Origin of the sequence: Flavobacterium sp. HBTb2-11-1 (genome assembly GCF_009826975.1) — a bacterium.
In the GTDB taxonomy this organism is placed as follows: Bacteria; Bacteroidota; Bacteroidia; order Flavobacteriales; family Flavobacteriaceae; genus Flavobacterium.
Map to the genome: position 1 here is coordinate 20,021 of NZ_WUMO01000003.1, position 19,383 is coordinate 39,403.

The 19,383-nt window shown below is 35.2% G+C and carries 10 protein-coding genes; all 10 read left to right on the forward strand.

The features are described 5' to 3' along the window. Nucleotides 1–20 precede the first annotated feature (20 nt). The 10 genes from GR162_RS07610 (at nucleotide 21) to GR162_RS07655 (ending at nucleotide 19,382) form a co-directional block, all read left to right on the forward strand. A complete protein-coding gene (locus GR162_RS07610) occupies nucleotides 21–2,165 on the forward strand; it encodes a bifunctional aldolase/short-chain dehydrogenase (RefSeq protein ID WP_160781626.1) in 2,145 nt (714 codons plus the stop codon). Nucleotides 2,166–2,641: 476 nt separating this feature from the next. After that, a complete protein-coding gene (locus tag GR162_RS07615; RefSeq protein ID WP_160781627.1) occupies nucleotides 2,642–3,916 on the forward strand; it encodes a TIM barrel protein in 1,275 nt (424 codons plus the stop codon). Between the two features lie 174 nt (nucleotides 3,917–4,090). Continuing rightward, complete coding sequence (locus GR162_RS07620) at nucleotides 4,091–5,452, forward strand: FGGY-family carbohydrate kinase (protein WP_160781628.1); 1,362 nt, start codon at nucleotides 4,091–4,093, stop codon at nucleotides 5,450–5,452. A 93-nt stretch (nucleotides 5,453–5,545) separates the two neighbouring features. After that, nucleotides 5,546–6,286, forward strand: coding sequence for a (Fe-S)-binding protein (locus tag GR162_RS07625; protein WP_008467628.1), 741 nt, complete (start codon nucleotides 5,546–5,548; stop codon nucleotides 6,284–6,286). Between the two features lie 178 nt (nucleotides 6,287–6,464). Then, nucleotides 6,465–7,865 carry a lactate utilization protein B gene (locus GR162_RS07630; protein WP_160781629.1) on the forward strand — a complete coding sequence of 467 codons (1,401 nt, stop codon included), beginning with the start codon at nucleotides 6,465–6,467 and terminating at the stop codon, nucleotides 7,863–7,865. Further along, complete coding sequence (locus tag GR162_RS07635; RefSeq protein WP_160781630.1) at nucleotides 7,858–8,445, forward strand: LUD domain-containing protein; 588 nt, start codon at nucleotides 7,858–7,860, stop codon at nucleotides 8,443–8,445. Before GR162_RS07630 ends, GR162_RS07635 begins: the two co-directional genes overlap by 8 nt. 177 nt (nucleotides 8,446–8,622) lie before the next feature. Beyond that, nucleotides 8,623–12,663 (forward strand): two-component regulator propeller domain-containing protein, encoded by a 4,041-nt coding sequence (locus GR162_RS07640; RefSeq protein ID WP_237421321.1) that lies wholly within the window; start codon nucleotides 8,623–8,625, stop codon nucleotides 12,661–12,663. Nucleotides 12,664–13,292: 629 nt separating this feature from the next. Next, entirely contained in the window at nucleotides 13,293–14,690 is a 1,398-nt protein-coding gene (locus GR162_RS07645; RefSeq protein ID WP_160781632.1) for a hypothetical protein, read from the forward strand. Between the two features lie 46 nt (nucleotides 14,691–14,736). Next, nucleotides 14,737–17,769 (forward strand): TonB-dependent receptor, encoded by a 3,033-nt coding sequence (locus GR162_RS07650; protein WP_160781633.1) that lies wholly within the window; start codon nucleotides 14,737–14,739, stop codon nucleotides 17,767–17,769. Between the two features lie 11 nt (nucleotides 17,770–17,780). Beyond that, complete coding sequence (locus GR162_RS07655; protein ID WP_160781634.1) at nucleotides 17,781–19,382, forward strand: RagB/SusD family nutrient uptake outer membrane protein; 1,602 nt, start codon at nucleotides 17,781–17,783, stop codon at nucleotides 19,380–19,382. Nucleotide 19,383 lies beyond the last annotated feature (1 nt).

A 19,383-nucleotide genomic window follows, 5' to 3' on the forward strand; every position in this document is an offset into this window, starting at 1 on the left:
GAAATAATTTAAAATACTATATGTCGAATACAAACACAATTAATAATATGAATTTTAAGCATGTAAGCTACCTTTGGGATGAGGCTAAGGCAGCAGCATTAGCAGGTGATGAAGTAGCGCTTTTTATTTATCGTTCTAACTTGCTAGGGGCTGATTTAAGATTGACCAACTATGGTGGTGGAAACACTTCTGTAAAAATTACAGACAAAGATCCTCTTACAGGAGAATCTTCTGAAGTAATGTGGATTAAAGGTTCTGGCGGTGATATTGGAACGTTGACAAAATCAGGTTGTGCGGCTTTGTATTTGGACAGACTTCGTAATCTTGAAAATGTTTACAGAGGTATTGAGTTTGAAGATGAAATGGTAGAATTATTTAACCACTGTATTTTCGATTTAGCCTCAAAAGCGCCTTCAATCGATACGCCTTTACATGGTTTTCTTCCATTCAAACATATCGATCACTTACATCCAGACGCGGCAATTGCAATCGCTGCTGCAAAAGATGGAAAGAAAATCACAGAAGAATTATTCAACGGAGAAATTGGCTGGGTTGGATGGCAGCGTCCAGGATTTGATCTTGGACTTCAGTTGAGAGCTTGTTTAGAAGAAGCAGAAAAAAAAGGTAAAAAACTACGCGGCATCATGTTAGGTTCTCATGGTTTATTTACTTGGGGAGACACCGCGTTTGATAGTTATATCAATACGCTGGAAGTAATCGAGAAATGCGCTTCTTACTTAGAAGATAATTATGGAAAAACGCGTCCAGTTTTTGGAGGAAAGAAAATTGACAGTCTTCCAGAGGCAGATCGTAAATTGAAAGCAGCAAAAGTAGCTCCGATTTTAAGAGGTTTCTGTTCATCAGAGCGCCAAATGATTGGTCATTATACAGACGATGCAAGAGTTTTAGAATTCATTAATTCTAATGATCTTTCAAAATTAGCTCCATTAGGAACTTCTTGTCCAGATCACTTCTTGAGAACTAAAATAAGTCCTTTGGTTTTAGAATTAGATCCAAACGAAGATTTATCTGATGTTGATGCCATTAAAGCAAAATTAACTCCAGCTTTTGAAGCATATCGTGCAATGTACAAAGACTATTACAATGCATGTAAAAAATCAAACTCGCCAGCAATGCGTGACCCAAACCCTGTTGTGATTTTATATCCTGGAGTGGGAATGTTCACTTTTGCTAAAGATAAAACAATGGCGCGTTTAGCATCTGAATATTATATCAATGCCGTAAATGTAATGAAAGGCGCAGAAGCAGTTTCAGAATATACTTCTTTACCGCATCAAGAAGCTTTTGATATTGAATATTGGTTATTGGAAGAAGCAAAATTACAGCGTATGCCAAAACCAAAAGCATTATCTGGAAGAGTAGCTCTTATCACTGGTTCTGCGGGCGGAATTGGTAAAGCTATCGCTAAAAAATTCGCTCAAGAAGGAGCTTGCGTGGTAATTAACGATATCAATGAAGAGCGTTTGGAAGGTGCTTCTGCAGAGTTTGTAAAAGCATTCGGAAAAGATGCAGTTTCTAGCACTTTATTGAATGTTACGGACGAAGTAAGCACAGAAAAAGCATTGGACGAAGCTTGTTTAGCTTTTGGAGGTGTTGATATTGTGGTGAATAATGCTGGAATCAGTATTTCTAAATCTATCGCAGAACATACTCTTGAAGAGTGGGATAGATTATACGATATTTTGGTTAAAGGACAATTTATTGTTTCAAAAGCCGGAATCGAAGTAATGCGCAAACAAGGTTTTGGAGGTGATATCGTAAATATCGTTTCTAAAAATGCTGTTGTGGCTGGTCCGAACAATCCTGGTTATGGTTCAGCAAAAGCGGCTCAAGCGCACTTAACACGTTTAATGGCTGCAGAACTTGGAGCTGACAAAATTCGTGTGAATACAGTAAATCCTGATGCTGTAATTTCAGATTCAAACATTTGGTCTGGAGGATGGGCAGAAGGTCGTGCAAAAGCATACGGAATTACAGTTGAAGAACTTCCGGCTTACTATGCAAAACGTACGTTATTAAATGAAATCATATTGCCTGATGATATTGCAAATGCTTGTTTCGCTTTTGTTGGAGGTTTCCTAAATAAATCTACAGGAAACGCCTTAAACGTAGACGGCGGCGTTGCAATGGGCTTTTATAGATAAAGATTGTTTAGGTTTTTATATAAGTTTGTTTAAGCAAAAGTGGTTTTTTGTGGTCTAGCGTTCGAATTCTTTCGAACGTTAGATTTTTTTAGCATATAACAATTCGCTTTAACAAACAAAACTTAACAAAAAAGTGAAGTTAAACAAGAGTTCAGCAATTATGGCATATTAAACGCAGATGGCGCAGATTCGCTATCGCGAAAACGCGGAAAAATGCGGATTTTTTATTTCACGCAGATTTAGACTGATTTAAGCAGATCTAAGAGATTTTTAATTTGAGATGATTAAAGAAAAGATCTGCGTTCTCTGCTAGAATCTTTTTAAATCTGCGTGAAACAAAAAATCTGTGTCAATCAGCGTCTTCGCGATAGCGAATCCATAAAATCCGTGTCCGAAATTTCGGCACTACGTGTTAAAAAAATATACTAAACGTATAAAATTTATATATTGTAAACTCTATAAAAAGATAAATAACTATGTTAATCTCATCAAACCACATCGATTCTCATAACGGGGATTTTATTAAAAAACACGAAAATAAGCTAATTTTTACGGCATCAGAAATAAATGATACAGAAGCGATTATTCAAAAATTAATCGATTTTCAAATTGCAATTCCATCTTGGGCCTTAGGAACTGGAGGAACACGTTTTGGACGTTTCGCTGGTGGTGGAGAGCCTCGTTCATTAGAAGAGAAAATTGAAGATGTTGGTTTGCTTCATAAACTTAACAGTGCCTCTGGCGCAATTTCACTTCACATTCCGTGGGATATTCCAACAAATTATAATGAAATAAAAACATTAGCGGCACAGCACGGATTGAAATTTGATGCGATGAATTCGAACACATTTCAAGATCAAGCAAACGCTGAGCATACTTATAAATACGGTTCTTTGCAAAACGTAAATAAAGCAGTTCGCAAACAGGCAATTGCTCACAATATAGAAGTAATTAAACACGGAATCGAATTAGGATCTGAATCTTTAACAGTTTGGCTGGCAGACGGTTCTAATTTTCCAGGACAATTAAATTTTAGAAAAGCGTATCAAAATACATTAGAAAGTTTAGAGGAAATCTACGATGCATTACCTTCAAATTGGAAATTATTCTTAGAATACAAATGTGCTGAACCTAACTTTTATTCAACAACTGTTGCAGATTGGGGACAATCTTATTCGTATGTGAAAAAATTAGGAGACAAAGCGCAGACTTTGGTAGACTTAGGACATCATTTACCAAATGCCAATATCGAGCAGATTGTTTCTTTATTATTGATGGAAAACAAATTAGGAGGTTTCCATTTTAATGATTCAAAATATGGAGACGACGATTTAACAGCAGGCGCATTAAAACCATATCAATTATTCTTGATTTTTAATGAATTGGTAGAAGGAATGGACGCAAGAGGAATGAATCATGCTAAAGATTTAGGCTGGATGATTGATGCTTCTCACAATATCAAAGATCCATTAGAAGATTTATTGCAATCTGTTGAAGCCATTATGATTGCTTACGCACAAGCACTTTCTGTTGATAGAAAAGCATTAGAACAAGCTCAAGAAGAAAATGACGTGGTAAAAGCGCAGGAAATTCTTCAGAATGCTTTCCGTACAGATGTTCGCGCATTAGTTGCTGAAGCTCGTCTTCGTTCTGGCGCGGCATTAAATCCAGTAGCATTATATCGTTCGCTTCAAGTTAGAGAAAATCTAATTGACGAAAGAGGTTTAAAAACAGTGGCAACAGGATTGTAATTATGAGTTATAAGTTATGAGTTATGAGTTAAAAGTTTTAAGTTGATAAACTATTTTTGTTTGTGTTGTTTTTGATGTAAAATAAATTCACTAAGCAATATAATATTAAGTTTTTCAACAAAAAGCATAACCCATAACTCATAACCCATAACTCAAAACTCATAACTAAAAAAAATGAATGTAGTTGCGATTTTTGATATTGGCAAAACAAACAAAAAGGTTTTTTTATTTAACGAAAATTATAAAATTGTCTGGGAGAAATCGGTTAATCTTGATGAGACCACAGATGAAGATGGTTTTCCTTGCGAAGATATCGAATTACTGAAAAACTGGATTTTAGATCGATTATCTGAAATAAAAGAGCTGACAGATTATGTTTTAAAAGCCATCAATTTCAGCACTTACGGAGCCAGTTTTGTTTATATAGACAAAAACGGAAAAGTTTTAACTCCTCTGTATAATTATCTGAAAGATTATCCAGAGGATTTAAAATCTGATTTTTATAAAAAATACAAAGAAGAAAAAAAGTTTGCTGTAAAAACAGCTTCGCCAGTTTTAGGCAGTTTAAATTCGGGAATGCAGATTTACCGATTAAAAGAAGAAAAGCCAGAAATCTTCGAAAAAGTGAAATACTGCCTGCATCTGCCGCAGTTTTTAAGTTTTCTTTTAACGAATGAAGCATACGCCGATATTACAAGTATTGGCTGTCATACTAATTTATGGAATTTCAAAAAAATGAAATATCATAAATGGCTGAAAGAAGAAGGCATTTTAGATAAAATTCCGCCGATACATTATGGTAAAGACGTTATCAAGAATGCTGATAATCTTGCCATTGGAGTTGGGCTTCACGATAGTTCATCAGCGATTATTCCGTACACAATCAATTTTACAGAACCTTTCGTTTTATTGTCAACAGGAACTTGGAGTATTTCTCTAAATCCTTTCAATACTAAACCGTTAACTTTTGACGAATTACAAAACGATTGCCTTTGCTATATGCAATACACAAACAAGCCAGTAAAAGCGGCGCGTTTGTTTGCAGGAAACGAACATGAAGTGCAAACCAAACGTTTGGCAAAGCATTTTAATGTTCCAGTTGATACATACAAAGAAGTTTATTTTGATAAGAAAATTGTAGCCAATTTAAGAGCTCTTAATTATCAGATTATCTATCCTAAAAAATACGATTTTGATATTCTAAAAGAATGTCCTTTTCAAAAAAGAGAGCTTTCATATTACAAAGATTACGAAACAGCCTATCATCAATTGATGCTGGATTTGGTAGAACAACAAGTTTTTTCTACCAATTTGGTAATTCATAACAGTCCGGTAAAAAAGATTTTTGTGGATGGCGGTTTCAGTAAAAATTCGATTTACATGAATTTATTGGCAGAAGCTTTTCCAGATGTTGAGGTTTATGCGGCTTCGATGGCACAGGCAAGTGCATTGGGAGCAGCATTGGCCATTCATCAAAACTGGAATCCAAAACCAATTCAGAACGATTTAATTGACTTGAAATTCTATAAACATTAGGTTAAAACGGTCTGTATGTTGTAAATTTGCTGAGAAACGTATTTTTTACATTTACAGTACACGCCTAATGAACAACACACTAAATACTACAATATGAAAATTGGACTTTTTATACCTTGTTATGTCGACCAATTTTACCCAAAAGTAGGAATTGCAACCTACGAATTACTCCAAAAATTAGGTTGTGATGTCGAATTTCCGATGGGACAAACCTGCTGCGGACAGCCAATGGCCAATAGCGGTTACGCACATTTGACAAAAGGATGCGATGCCAATTTTATTGCCAATTTTTCTGGATTTGATTACATAGTCTGTCCTTCTGGAAGTTGTGTTTTGCATGTGAAAGACCATTTGCATGATGAAAAACAAGAAGAGAAAGCGACAGCAATTCGAAATACAGTTTACGAACTTACCGAATTTATTACCGACGTTTTAAAAATCGATCATATTGACGGAAGATTTCCTTATAAAGTAGGAATGCACGTAAGCTGTCACGGTCAACGCGGATTAAAGCTTTCGCAAATGTCTGAATTAAACGCACCATTTTTCTCTAAACCAGAACAATTATTACACAGTATAAAAGACCTTGATTTGGTTGCTCTAACCAGAAAAGATGAATGCTGTGGTTTTGGAGGAACTTTCTGTGTGACTGAAGAAGCCGTTTCGGTAAAAATGGGGCAAGATCGTATTAAAGATCACGAAAGTCATGATGTGGATTATATTACAGGTGGAGATATGTCTTGCCTAATGCACTTGGACGGAATTCTAAAAAGGCAGAAAAGCAGAATTAAAACCATTCACATTGCTGAAATATTAAATTCACTCGAAAATTAATTTTTTCTACCATTAAGAAATTAAGTTCATAAAGCTTGGTTAAATATTTCTTAGTAAAAAAATAAGAGATTTAAGAGATTTTAAAAAACTTAATTTTCTTTTAATCATAAAGAAATTAAGTTCATAAAGTTTAGCTTAATTTATTTAATATCTTAATGGTAAAAACAACTTTTATAAGATGTCATCAGAAAAAACAATACCGCACAACGAAGCCGCAGCAAAGTTCAATAAAGACGTAGAGCGTGTCAATTGGCACGATGAAACGCTTTGGTTTGTGCGTGCTAAAAGAGATAAATCAGCGCACCAAATAGCAGATTGGGAACTACTTCGTGAAACGGCTTCTCAAATTAAATTTAATGTGCTTTCTAATATTCACGATTATTTAGTCGAATTTGAAGCGAATGCCCAACAAAACGAAATAATTGTGCATTGGGCTGCCGATGCAAAAGAACACAACGAAATTGTACATTCGATCTTGGCGAAACATGATGTAAAGCAGATGGTAAAATCCAAATCGATGCTTACAGAAGAATGCCATTTGAATGATTACTTAGCCGAAAAGGGAATAGAAGTAATTGATTCGGATTTAGGAGAATATATTGTACAGCTTCGTAAAGAACCGCCAAGTCATATTGTACTTCCTGCGATTCACTTAAAGAAAGAAGATGTAAGTGAGACTTTTTACGAACATTTAGGTACAGAAAAAGGAAATTTCAATCCGCAATATTTGACAGAATCAGCTCGCCAGAGTTTGAGAAACACTTTTTTGACTAGAAAAGTAGCTTTAACAGGAGTCAATTTTGCTGTTGCGGAAACAGGAGAATTTGTGGTTTGCACCAATGAAGGAAATGCCGATATGGGCGCGCATTTAGCAGATGTTCATATCGCCTGCATGGGATTTGAAAAACTGATTCCGAAAAGAGAACATTTAGGTGTTTTCTTGAGATTATTAGCAAGAAGCGCAACTGGACAGCCAATTACGACTTTTTCAAGCCATTTCAAGAAGCCAAGAGACGGAAAAGAAATGCACATTGTAATTGTGGACAACGGAAGAAGCACGCAATTAGGAAGAGAAGATTTTAGAAATTCGCTGAAATGCATTCGTTGTGGCGCGTGCATGAACACTTGTCCGGTTTACAGACGAAGCGGCGGACATAGTTATCACAATGCGGTTGCGGGACCAATTGGTTCTATCTTGGCACCAAACTTAGATATGAGCAAAAATGCCGATCTGCCTTTTGCTAGTACGCTTTGCGGTTCGTGCACCAATGTTTGTCCAGTAAAAATTGATATTCATGATCAATTGTACAAATGGCGTCAGGTTTTGGTAAAAGAAGGGCATATGCCAAAAGCCAAAACCATTGCGATGAAAACAATGGCGACCGTTTTGGCCAATCCGACTGTTTTTAATATTGCCGGTAAATCAGGGCGATTTGTAATGAAGAATATTCCAGGAATAGTCAATAATAAAATGAACAAATGGTATGATCAGCGCGAAATGCCAGATGTTCCAGAAGAATCTTTTAGAGAATGGTACAAGAAAAATTCGAGAGAATCTAAAGCAAAAGGGGATGAGTAGTAAAGGCGAAATTTTAAAAAGAATAAAAGCAAATCAACCCGATTTGGTTTCAGAACTGCCAAATTTGAAAGTTTTAGGTTCAGAACAATTTGATATATTAGAAACCTATAAAACGGTTTTAAAAGGCATAGGTGGCGATTCTGTAGAAGTTGCTGATTATAATGAAATCATCAACTATATAAAATCCAATTACAATCTTGAGAAAAGGCTGATTACAACCCTTCCAGAACTTTCAGAGATTGCTTCTTTAGACTGGAAAACAGTAGATCCACATTCACTTCAGGATGTTGAATTAACGGTTGTAAAAGCGCATTTTGGAGTAGCAGAAAACAGCGGACTTTGGGTAACTGATGATATTTTAGGACAGCGTGTTGCTCCTTTCATTGCGCAATATTTAGCTATTATTGTTCATAAAAAAGATCTTGTGCCAACAATGCAGCAAGCGTATCAAAGAATTGGAAACATGGAATATGGTTTTGGAACTTTTATTGCAGGTCCGTCAAAAACAGCAGATATTGAGCAATCTCTCGTTCTTGGCGCTCACGGAGCAAGGGGATTGATCGTGTTTTTATTGGGTTAAGTTTTTCATCTTATTGCAAGGTGAAAATATTCGCATAGAAATAAAGCTCAGTAGGGAATAGTTTATTAAAAAGAAAAGACTAAACATAGAATGCAGGAATGTTTGCCATTTCTGCATTCTTTTTTTAAAATTTTCCTAAAATTAGCTTATAATTGTACTCTTTACACGAATATAATAATGTACATTTTGAAGCGTTTAGTTCTACATCTTCTACTGTTAATTGGATTTTCTTTGGTAGGATATTCGCAGGATTATCCCATCAAATTTCTTGACATATCAGACGGTTTGTCTAACAATTCCATTACCACAATTTATCAGGATAAGGAAGGCTATATGTGGTTTGGAACCTATGATGGCTTAAACCGATATGACGGATATAATTTTAAAGTTTTTAGAAACCGAATCAACGATAAAAAATCTCTTTTATTCAATACCATTTATAATATAGAGGGTGACTCTAGAAATAATATCTGGGTAGGAGGAACTAGCGGAATTTGTATTTACGATAAAACAAAAGCATCATTTCATACGGTTCAATATACGCTGTGGAACGATAAGCCCAAAGTGCTACAAGATATTATACATCAGATGCGCTCCGTGTCAGATAATTTGGTTTTGGTTGCTTCGCAGAAATTAGGATTATTGGCTTTTGAAAATGGTTCTTTTATTGGCAAACATATCCCGCTCAACGCATTAGGAAATAAGATTACGATTTCTAATTATGATGCTATTGCAATTCAGGAAAATAAAGAAAAATCAGGATGTTGGGTGTATGTTCGTAATGTTGGAATTTGCTCTTATAATTATAAGGCTAAGGACTTAAAAATTGTTTTTCCACTTTCAATAGGAGTAAAAGCCATTAAACTTTCTTCTGATGGAAATCTTTTGTTAGGAACAGACGAAGGTTTGTTTTTAATGAATACCAAAACAGGTTCTGTTTCAGAAAATTATTTCACCAATAAATGCAGCGTTACAGATGTTCTAGTAGATAAAAAAGGAAAAATTTGGGTTACAACAGATGGTTGCGGCATTTTCTACATTAATCCGAACACTAAAAAGCTTCTTTCTTATAACGAACAATTAGCCAAAAGCAATTCGGTTTGGAGTTTATACGAAGACCAATCAGGCAATAAATGGTTTGGTTCGCTTCGTGGCGGAATCAGCATGCTGAGTGATACGCCAAAGTATTTTAAAAGTGTTCGTTATAATGCCACAGATCCAGCAGACAATTTTATTTTATCTTTTTGCGAAGATGAAAATAAGAATGTTTGGGTCGGTACAGACGGTGCAGGCTTAAAATATTGGGATAGAAAAAACAACAATTATACAAATTATGGAAATTCGCTTTCCAGTCCTTTTATAACAGGAATAGTTCGTGATAATACTAACGATATCTGGATTTCAACTTGGGCTGGAGGAATCAATAAAATAAACAAGAGTACGAATAACGTTAAAAAATATTCTTGCTATAATCCTTATACCAAACAAATTGAGAAAAATATCTGGTTTGTCTTTAAAGATTCAAAAGCAAATATTTGGGCAAGTTCGACAAATGAAGGTACGCTGTATCTTTTAAATCGAAAAAAAGATGTCTTTGAAACTTTCGATAAAAGAATCGACAACCTGCAGTGTATGATTGAAACTTCCGATGGAAAACTATGGGCAGGAAATTATACCTCACTCTTATCTATTGAAAAGAATACTCGAAAAATAACTAAAAAAGTAATTGGCAATCCTATCAGATGTATTTACGAAGACAAGGACAAAAATCTTTGGGTGGGAACTCAGGAAGGGGGATTGCTTTTATTTGACAGAAAGACAAATACATTTAAAAGATTAACAATAGATGATGGTCTGCCTTCAAACTCCATTCTAAGGCTTTTGGAAGATCAAGAAGGAAACTTGTGGATGAGTACTTATAATGGAATCTGCCGATACGATAAAAAGACTAAAACATTCCGTAATTTTTCTGTAAATGACGGACTTCAAAGCAATCAGTTTAGTTTTAATGCAGGAATAAAACTATCATCGGGAGAATTTCTTTTTGGAGGCATAAACGGTTTTAATATTTTTTATCCCCATACAATAAAAGGCTTTATTCAAAAGAATAATGTCTTGCTAACAGATTTTTACGTCAATAATCAGCTTATTGAAGAAAGTAAAGCTGAGGTTGATGTGAGTTCTAATAAAATCAAAGAAGTTAGCTTGGAATACGATCAAACCACTTTGTCATTAGAATTTGTGGCGCTAGACTACAATAACGCAGATAAGATAAATTATGCCTATTTTTTGGAAGGTTGGGATCAGCAGTGGAACTATGTGGGTCAAACCCGAAAAGCAAATTATTCGCGACTTCCAGAGGGGAAATACACCTTTAAAGTAAAGACAACCAATTTTCAAGGCGGATGGAATAAAGAAGTAAGTCTGGTTTCTATAACAGTTTTACCGCCTTGGTATAGAACTTGGTGGGCTTATGCCTCATATCTTTTAGCAATTGGGGGAATACTATTTTTATACTTGGATTATAACAAAAACAAAGAAAAATTAAAGTATAAGGTTAAAATCGCAGAGCTTGAAAGCAAGAAAGAAAAAGAGATTGCCGAAAAGCAGTCGTCTATGTTTACTTATATTTCGCATGAATTTAGAACACCGCTTTCGCTGATTATTAATCCGCTGAAAAAAGCAGTTCAGAAGGAAATTGTAGAAAACGGATCTTCTGGAAGTGATTTGGCCATTGCTCATCGAAATGCCAGAAGACTTTTAAGTTTGGTAGATCAATTACTTTTACTAAGAAAAGCAGAAAACGATGTCGATTCCTTGCGTTTGTCTCCAATAGATGTAAATAATCTTTCGAATGAAGTGTATCAATGCTTCGTCAATCAGGCAAAGCAAAAACAGATTAGTTATAATTTCATTATTCCAGAACACGAAATTACCATTATTGGTGATTATGAAAAGATAGAGATTTCATTATTTAATTTAATGTCAAATGCTTTTAAATACACGCCAATTGGAGGCGAAATCAATTTGACAGTAACTGAAAATGATGATGAAGTTTTTCTTGAAATAAGTGATAGCGGAGATGGAATTGATAAAAAAGATATTGATGTTATTTTTGAAAAATTCAGACAAATCAATTCGAAAGTTTCAGTTGGAACTGGTTTTGGCATTGGACTTTATATTGTTAAATATTTCGTTGACAAACATAAAGGATCTGTACTCTGCAGCAGTGAGAAAGGAAAGGGAAGTACATTTAAATTGGCATTTTTAAAAGGAAACAGTCATTTTGAGGATATAGAAATTACCAATGAAAAACCACAGCGAAGCCAATTATTTGATGAATTGATTCCAGATGAAATCGAAGAGCCGATTCCTGCAGCAGTAACTTCTATTGCCGACAGTGATTTTAAGAAGACTATGTTAAGCGACAAGCGAACTGTTTTGATTATTGATGACAATGCAGAAATTAGAGCGTACCTTATTAAGCTTTTTGCTGATAATTATATAGTCTACAGTGCTGAAAATGGCGAAGAAGGTTTAAAAATGACCAAAAAACATATGCCAGATCTTGTCATTAGCGATATTACAATGGAAGCTATGGATGGTTTAGAGCTGTGCCGAAGAATTAAAGAAGATAACGCTTTATCACATATTCCGGTTATTTTATTGACAGCATCTAAAAATCCGGAAACTCATTTGCAAGGAATTAATGAGGGCGCAGATGACTATATCACAAAACCATTTGATGATGATATTCTCACAGCAAGAGTCGATTCTCTATTGCGAAATCGCCATAACTTGCGAACCTATTTCTTAGATAGTATAACATTAAAAGAAAATACACAGAAAGTTCCTGTTGAATATCAAGAGATATTAAAAAAATGTATCGAAATTGTTGAAGCTAATATTCATAAAAAAGATTTCACGATTCGAACTTTTGCCCTTGAAATGGGAATGAGCCACAGAACGCTTTATACTAAGATCAAAATTATTTCTGGTCAAACCTTAAATGCTTTTATTCGTTCTTTGCGAATCAGAAGGGCAGCGATGCTGATGCTGACTGAAGATATGAATATTACTCAGGCGAGTACCGAGGTTGGATTTGAAGATCCGAAATATTTTAGACAACAGTTTGTAAAACTTTTTGGAATGACTCCTTCAGAATATATCAAAAAGTATAAAACGTCATTCAATTCTGACTTGAATATCATTAAATAGGCTCTAGATTCATTTTTACTGTTGCAGAATCAGCTGCTTTTTTTAGTGAAAGCTTGAATTTTTTTTATCCAGCTCAAACGTTTTAGCTTAAAAACTGCATTTTATTCAATAATTATATATTTTGTAAAAAATCCCACATGATTTTAAATACTCTTTAAAATTTAATTCAAAATAATGGTTAATTACAATTTTGACCTCCTTTTTTTTCCAATTTACCCCTCATCAGAAGTGTTATTTAAACATTTCTTTGCAGTAATAGCAATCAACAAATAGGTTTTGCTGTTAGTCATAAGTGTTAATTAAGATAGTTAGTTATCTGTTTAAAGAACTGAGCACTCTTTAAACTTTAAGATCAGTAGTGGTTGGTTTTCATTACTTATCATCCCGCAGTTTATTTAGGCTGCGGGTTACTTAAAAAAGACATTTATTATAAACGGAAAGAAATAAAAAGAAATATCTAACCATGTAACCAAACTCAAATAATATGAAAATGACCACATAATAATCGTTTTACTTTTTTTACCGCCTCACATAAAAAAAGCATTGCCTCGAGTAACCTACGAGATTTAAAAAACAAACTTTGACTTTTAGAAAAAAAACTAACTAACCTAACCTCAAAAATTAAAGAAATGAAAAAAAATGTATTTTTATTTTTTCTTGCTCTTTTTGGCCTTCTCGTAACAGGATGCCAAAACAATGAATCAGGATTTCCAAGTTCTGATAATCCTACGGTGGTAGTTTCTACAAAAGAGATTTATGGAGCTCCGAGTAGAAAATTTGAAATTAAAGCTGCGCTTGCAGACGATTTAGGATTAAAAAGCGTACAAATTCAGATTCCAGAATTATCTCTGGATAAAGTGATTTCTTTTGGAACAGATCCGCTTTTAAAATCGTATGATTTAAGTTATTTTTTTGAAATTCCTGCTGACAGAGGAACGTCGGAAGCTTTCAAAATTAAACTAGCTATTACAGACGTTTCAGGCAATGTTGTCAACGAAGAGATTAATCTGCGTTTAGATGGTGAGTTTGCGGCTCCTAGCATAACAATGGTTACGCCAAAAGAAGGGGCGGTGATTTTGTTGTCTACAAGTAATGAAATGCCAGTAAATTTTGTAGTAAACGATGATTCAGGAATCGACTATGTACAAGTAAAATGCGAAGCTTTAGGAATCGATGAAATCATTCAGTTGTCAGGATCTCCGCAGTCATATACATTCAACAAAACATATAAATTGCCAGTAACTGCTGCTAATTATGTTTTAACAATTACAGCTAAAGATAAATTTGCGATTCCAAATTCAGGAGTACTAAACGTAAATATTGTGGCTACTAATGAATATCCAGCTATCTATTTATGCGATCAGCCAAAAGGGACCAATCTGACTACAGATGCAGTTGGAGTTCCGATGTATTTCCATGAAAAAAGCGGACAGGATTTCGAATTCAAGTATTACGCCGATAAAGACAACAAAGAAGTATATTTCTTAGGTCAGGAATCTGATTTTGCCCCTCACTGCTTTGGTTTAAATGCTTCTGGAGAATTAGTAGATGATGTGGCTTCAACGCCAATTATTTTGCCAACAAAAGGATATTATAAAATCAAAGTAAATCCAAATACTTTAAAATATACTGCTGAGAAATATACTCCAACAAGTAAAGTTTGGGCAGATATTGCAAATGGTTTATGGCATGATGATGCTGCGTTAAGAAAACCATTTGTAAGTGTTTGCGGCGGCGGAATTCAAGGAGCAACTTGGGATACTTGGGATGCCTGGACTCAAAAAAGTTTACACTTAACTAATAATCCTGCCAATCCATATCAATTGGTTGGAGAATACACTTTAACGGGAACTATAGAAGCAACTTTCACAGGCCAATGGTGGGATCCTTCTTGGAGACTAATCAAAAATGGAATTGCAACCATGTCGCCAGGAGAAAATGGAAATGCGAAATATCCTGCCGCTCCAGGTGTTTACAAAGTAGTCTTAGATACCGAATTGGAAAGAGTATTTATAACAAAAAAATAGTTGGTTATAACGTAGTTGTAACATTAAACAAATAAAACAGCTTGATATGAAATTTAAATATATAGGATTTTTTATTGCCCTTTTGTGTACTGCTGTATCTTTTGGACAAATAAAAATAAAAGGTACTGTTAAGGATAAAGCCAATGTGCCGATTCCAGGAGTAAATGTAATAGTAAAAGGAACTTCGACATCGGCAGCAACTGATTTTGATGGAAATTATGCGATAAGTGTTCCAAACAAAAATGCACAAATCGAATTCTCGTTTGTAGGTTTTACTTCCCAAATTGTATCGGTTGGAGATAAAACAGAAATTAGTGTAGTAATGCAGGAATCAAGTCAGGCATTAGATGAGATAGTGGTAGTAGGTTATGCGGCTGTAAAAAAGAGCGACGTTACGAGTTCAATTTCTTCTGTAAAAGGAAAAGAATTGCAAACTATGACTGTTGGTAACGTAGCAGAATCGCTTCAAGGAAAAGTTTCTGGAGTGCAGGTTACGGGACAAGGAGGTCCAGGAGCGCAGCCAAGGGTTTTAATTCGTGGTATTTCGACTTTAAACTTAAACACAGATCCATTGTATGTAGTAGACGGAATTCCGATGGGAACAAGCATCAATTTCTTAAGCAACAACGAAATTGAATCTATGGAAGTCTTAAAAGATGCTTCTGCAAGTGCTATTTACGGTTCTCGTGCGTCAAATGGAGTTATTTTGATCACCACTAAAAAAGGTAAAGAAGGCAAAACCAGATTTACTTTCGATTTAAGCTCTGGTATGCAGATTATGAATAATCCATACGATATGGCTGATGCAGAAACTTACGCCCGAATAATGAATACGGCCAACAATAATTCAGGTTATGCTGATTATCTGCCAAATCCGTCACAATACAGAGGAAAAACGACAGATTGGTGGAAGGAAGGAATTAGAAAAGGAACACCCGTTACCAATGCTTCTTTAGGAATTTCAGGAGGCTCTGACAAACATACTTACGGAATAAGTCTGAATTATTATAATTCGGAATCTATTTACGGTATAGGCGGATGGGAAAGAATAACAATGAGAATTGCCAACGATTTTAAATTCTCAAAAAAGCTGTCAGCAGGAATTACATTAAATCCGCGTTATGAAACTTGGGGAGCACCTGGAAACTGGGCTGACTTCGATAAAATTGATCCCATTACGCCAATTTACAAACCAGCAGATCAGTTGAACGGAACAGAAAATGAATACAGCATTTATGCAAGATCTCCATCTTATGTATGGAATCCGGTTGCAGCTGTAAAAAGATATGATGACTATACCGATCAGTACAATTTAAACACAAACGGATATTTACAGTACGAGCCAATAAAAGGTTTAGTGATTCGTACACAAGCATCTGTTGAGGTTGGAGACAAAGTGAGAAATAAATTCGTTCCAGATTTTGTAATTGACGCAGCTCACGAAAAACAAGAAATTAATACCGTTGAAAAATGGAATACTACAAATGTAGATTGGACTTGGCAGAATACGATTACGTACTCTAGAAAATTTGCAGAAAAACACCATGCTTCTTTAATGGTGGGTAATACCATGGAAGAATATAACGGCAATGATCTTTGGGGATATGGTGAAGGGGTGCCAAATAACTCAGATTCTATGAGAGAGTTAAATGCTGCTACTAAAAATAAAGACAGTAAAGGAAACAGCTGGTCTAGTTCATTAATGTCTTATATTTCTCGTTTTTCTTATAACTACGACGGTAAATACTATTTTACAGGAACATTCAGACGTGATGGTTCTTCAAAATTCATGACCAATAACAAATGGGCAAATTTCCCTTCGGCATCAGTTTCTTGGAGAATTTTAAATGAAGGCTTTATGGAATCTGCCAAAGATGTTGTTAGCGATTTAAGATTAAGAGCAGGATGGGGTAAAGTTGGTAATCAAGGTTTGCCAGATGCGGTTTATCAATCAAATATTGGGCAAGGATATTATGTAATTGGCGGAGGAGTTGTTGATACTTCTTTTCCTTCTTCAATGGCAAATAAAGACATTAAATGGGAAACGGTAGAAGATATGAGTTTTGGTTTGGATTTCGGTTTCTGGAAAAACAAACTTTCAGGCTCTTTGGAATATTATAAAAAGAAAACCAATGACATGCTGTTCTTAAAACAGTTTCCAACGTATAGCGGATTTCCAGATTATTCAAGAATGTGGACCAATGTTGGTTCTATGCAGTCAAGCGGTATCGATTTGCTTGTTTCTTATAAAGATAAAAAAGGGGATTTCTCTTATGGGGTAGACGTAACTTTTACAACGGTGAATGTAGATATGGTATCGCTTTCTTCTGATGGAGAAAGATTATACGGATCAGGAAACAGAACCTTAACTGTTAAAGGTGACGTTCCTGGGTATTTCTACGGATATGTGGCAGATGGATTGTTCCAAAACCAAACGGAATTAAACTCGCATACAGATGAGCACGGAACGAAATTACAGCCGTATGCACAAGTAGGAGATGTTCGCTTTAAAGATTTAAACGGCGATGGAAAAATAGATGAAAAAGACAGAACAAAAATTGGTTCTCCGTGGGCTGATTACAACATTGGTTTGAATTTAAATTTTGCTTACAAAGGATTTGATTTAGTGGCCAATTTCTATTCAAGTATCGGAAATGAAATCGTTAACCAGAATATATCGGATTTATACAATGGTGCAAGTTTAACTAACAAAGTAAGCGGATTGGAGCAGATGGCTTGGCATGGCGAAGGGACTTCAAACTATATCCCTCGTTTGTCTAAAGACGATAACAACGAAAACTTTACCAAATTCTCTTCTCTTTATGTAGAAGATGGCTCTTATGTGCGTATGAAAAATTTACAAGTAGGATATTCTTTCTATAACAAATTCGGATTGGATAAATTAAGAGTTTCATTATCGGGCCAGAATTTATGGACATGGACAAAGTATACAGGAGTTGATCCTGAGGTTGCTGGAGGAGATCCTAATCAGGGAGATAGGGTAAAAGGATCAGGTTTTGGAGGATGGAATTATCCAGTACAGCCAACAATCTTGATGGGACTTAATGTTGCATTTTAATCAAAACGATCATGAAAAAAATAATAGTATCAATAATAGCTTTTTCTCTATTAGCAGTTTCTTGCAGCGATTTTATTGAAAAAGAACAAAGAGGAACACAGACTTTAGAAAATTATTTTCAAACCGCGCAAGAATGCGAAAATTATGCTAATGAGTTAACACAGCGATTGCTGCTGGCCAAAGATTGGTGGACACTAACAGCTCCAAGAGTGACCAACGAAATGTCTACAGATGACGCTTGGATGGGAAATACAGGACAAGACAGCGGAGCCCATAGACCATGTTCGCAATACATTATTACTCCAGATAATATGGGAGATATGAATAGTATTTATACAGCCCATTATTATACCATTCAATCTGCAAACATTGGTTTAGAAAGAATGGCTAAATCGCCAATTACAGATGCCCAGAAAAACCAATATATGGGAGAATCTTTATTTGTGCGTGCATATTGCTACTACGAATTGGTAAATCTCTTTGGAGGTGTTCCTTTATATACAAAATCATTAGGAACAGGAGATTTAACTTTACAGAGAAGTTCTGCTTCAGAAGTATATGCGCAAATTGAAACCGATCTTAAAGATGCGGCGGCTAAATTAGAAGGCGCTCCTGTAAATAGAGACGGCAGAATAAACAAATGGGCGGCTTATGCTTTATTGGCACGTGTTTCTTTATTTCAAGAAAAATGGGCTGAGGCAAAAACCTATTCAAACAAAGTTATTACAGAAGGACCTTTTCAGTTAGAGGCAGATTTCTTAAATATTTGGAATGTAAACAATCATAACGGAGTAGAATCTATTTTAGAAGCGCAGTCTTCTTCTATTCAAAACAGAGATTTAGGCGCGGCATTGCCAACTTTATCTGGAGCAAGAGGAGAAGACAAGAAGAATTTTCCAAGTAATGATGCTGCTGATGTTTTAGACGGATGGGGATGGTGTATGCCAACAAGTGACTTAGAAAATGCTTATCTTTCTGAAAATGATGTGATTCGTCGTAGAAGTACTATCACAAAATGGGGAGAAGCAGCTTATGGAGATGAAGTTTTAAACCCAACACATAAGTTTAGCTTAAACGATAATAAATCAGGACGTATTTGCCGTAAATATTATATTCCGATTGCAACTCGTCGTTCTTTAGATAAAAAAGACGGACACTTACCGCTAAACATTCCATTAATTCGTTTGGCGGAAATGTATTTGACAAGAGCAGAAGCAAATTATCATTTAGGTGGTGATGCTTTAGCAGATATCAACATCATTAGAGCACGTGTGAAATTGGATCCAAAAACAGGAATTTCGGGACCAACTTTATTGAGACAAATCTACAAAGAACGCCGTTTAGAATTGGCTTTTGAAGGATTGCGTTTATTTGATATCCGCCGCGAAAAAGACCCAACAACAGGAAGACCGGTTATAGAATCTTTAATGGGACCAAACGGAACTTTTGTGAAATATAATTTAAGTTCTACAGATCCATATGAAACAACTAACTTGAGAGAACCGCAAGACAAAGGAATCAATTTTGATCCTTCTAAACACTTATTGTGGCCAATTCCGCAAGTAGAAATCGATTTAAGTGGTAATGTCATTAAACAAAATCCTGGGTACTAAA

Coding starts and splice junctions, on each gene's coding strand:
- GR162_RS07655 (WP_160781634.1), top strand. CDS start 17,781: ATGAAAAAAATAATAGTATCAATAATAGCTTTTTCTCTATTAGCAGTT.
- GR162_RS07610 (WP_160781626.1), top strand. CDS start 21: ATGTCGAATACAAACACAATTAATAATATGAATTTTAAGCATGTAAGC.
- GR162_RS07625 (WP_008467628.1), top strand. CDS start 5,546: ATGAAAATTGGACTTTTTATACCTTGTTATGTCGACCAATTTTACCCA.
- GR162_RS07640 (WP_237421321.1), top strand. CDS start 8,623: ATGTACATTTTGAAGCGTTTAGTTCTACATCTTCTACTGTTAATTGGA.
- GR162_RS07650 (WP_160781633.1), top strand. CDS start 14,737: ATGAAATTTAAATATATAGGATTTTTTATTGCCCTTTTGTGTACTGCT.
- GR162_RS07630 (WP_160781629.1), top strand. CDS start 6,465: ATGTCATCAGAAAAAACAATACCGCACAACGAAGCCGCAGCAAAGTTC.
- GR162_RS07615 (WP_160781627.1), top strand. CDS start 2,642: ATGTTAATCTCATCAAACCACATCGATTCTCATAACGGGGATTTTATT.
- GR162_RS07635 (WP_160781630.1), top strand. CDS start 7,858: ATGAGTAGTAAAGGCGAAATTTTAAAAAGAATAAAAGCAAATCAACCC.
- GR162_RS07645 (WP_160781632.1), top strand. CDS start 13,293: ATGAAAAAAAATGTATTTTTATTTTTTCTTGCTCTTTTTGGCCTTCTC.
- GR162_RS07620 (WP_160781628.1), top strand. CDS start 4,091: ATGAATGTAGTTGCGATTTTTGATATTGGCAAAACAAACAAAAAGGTT.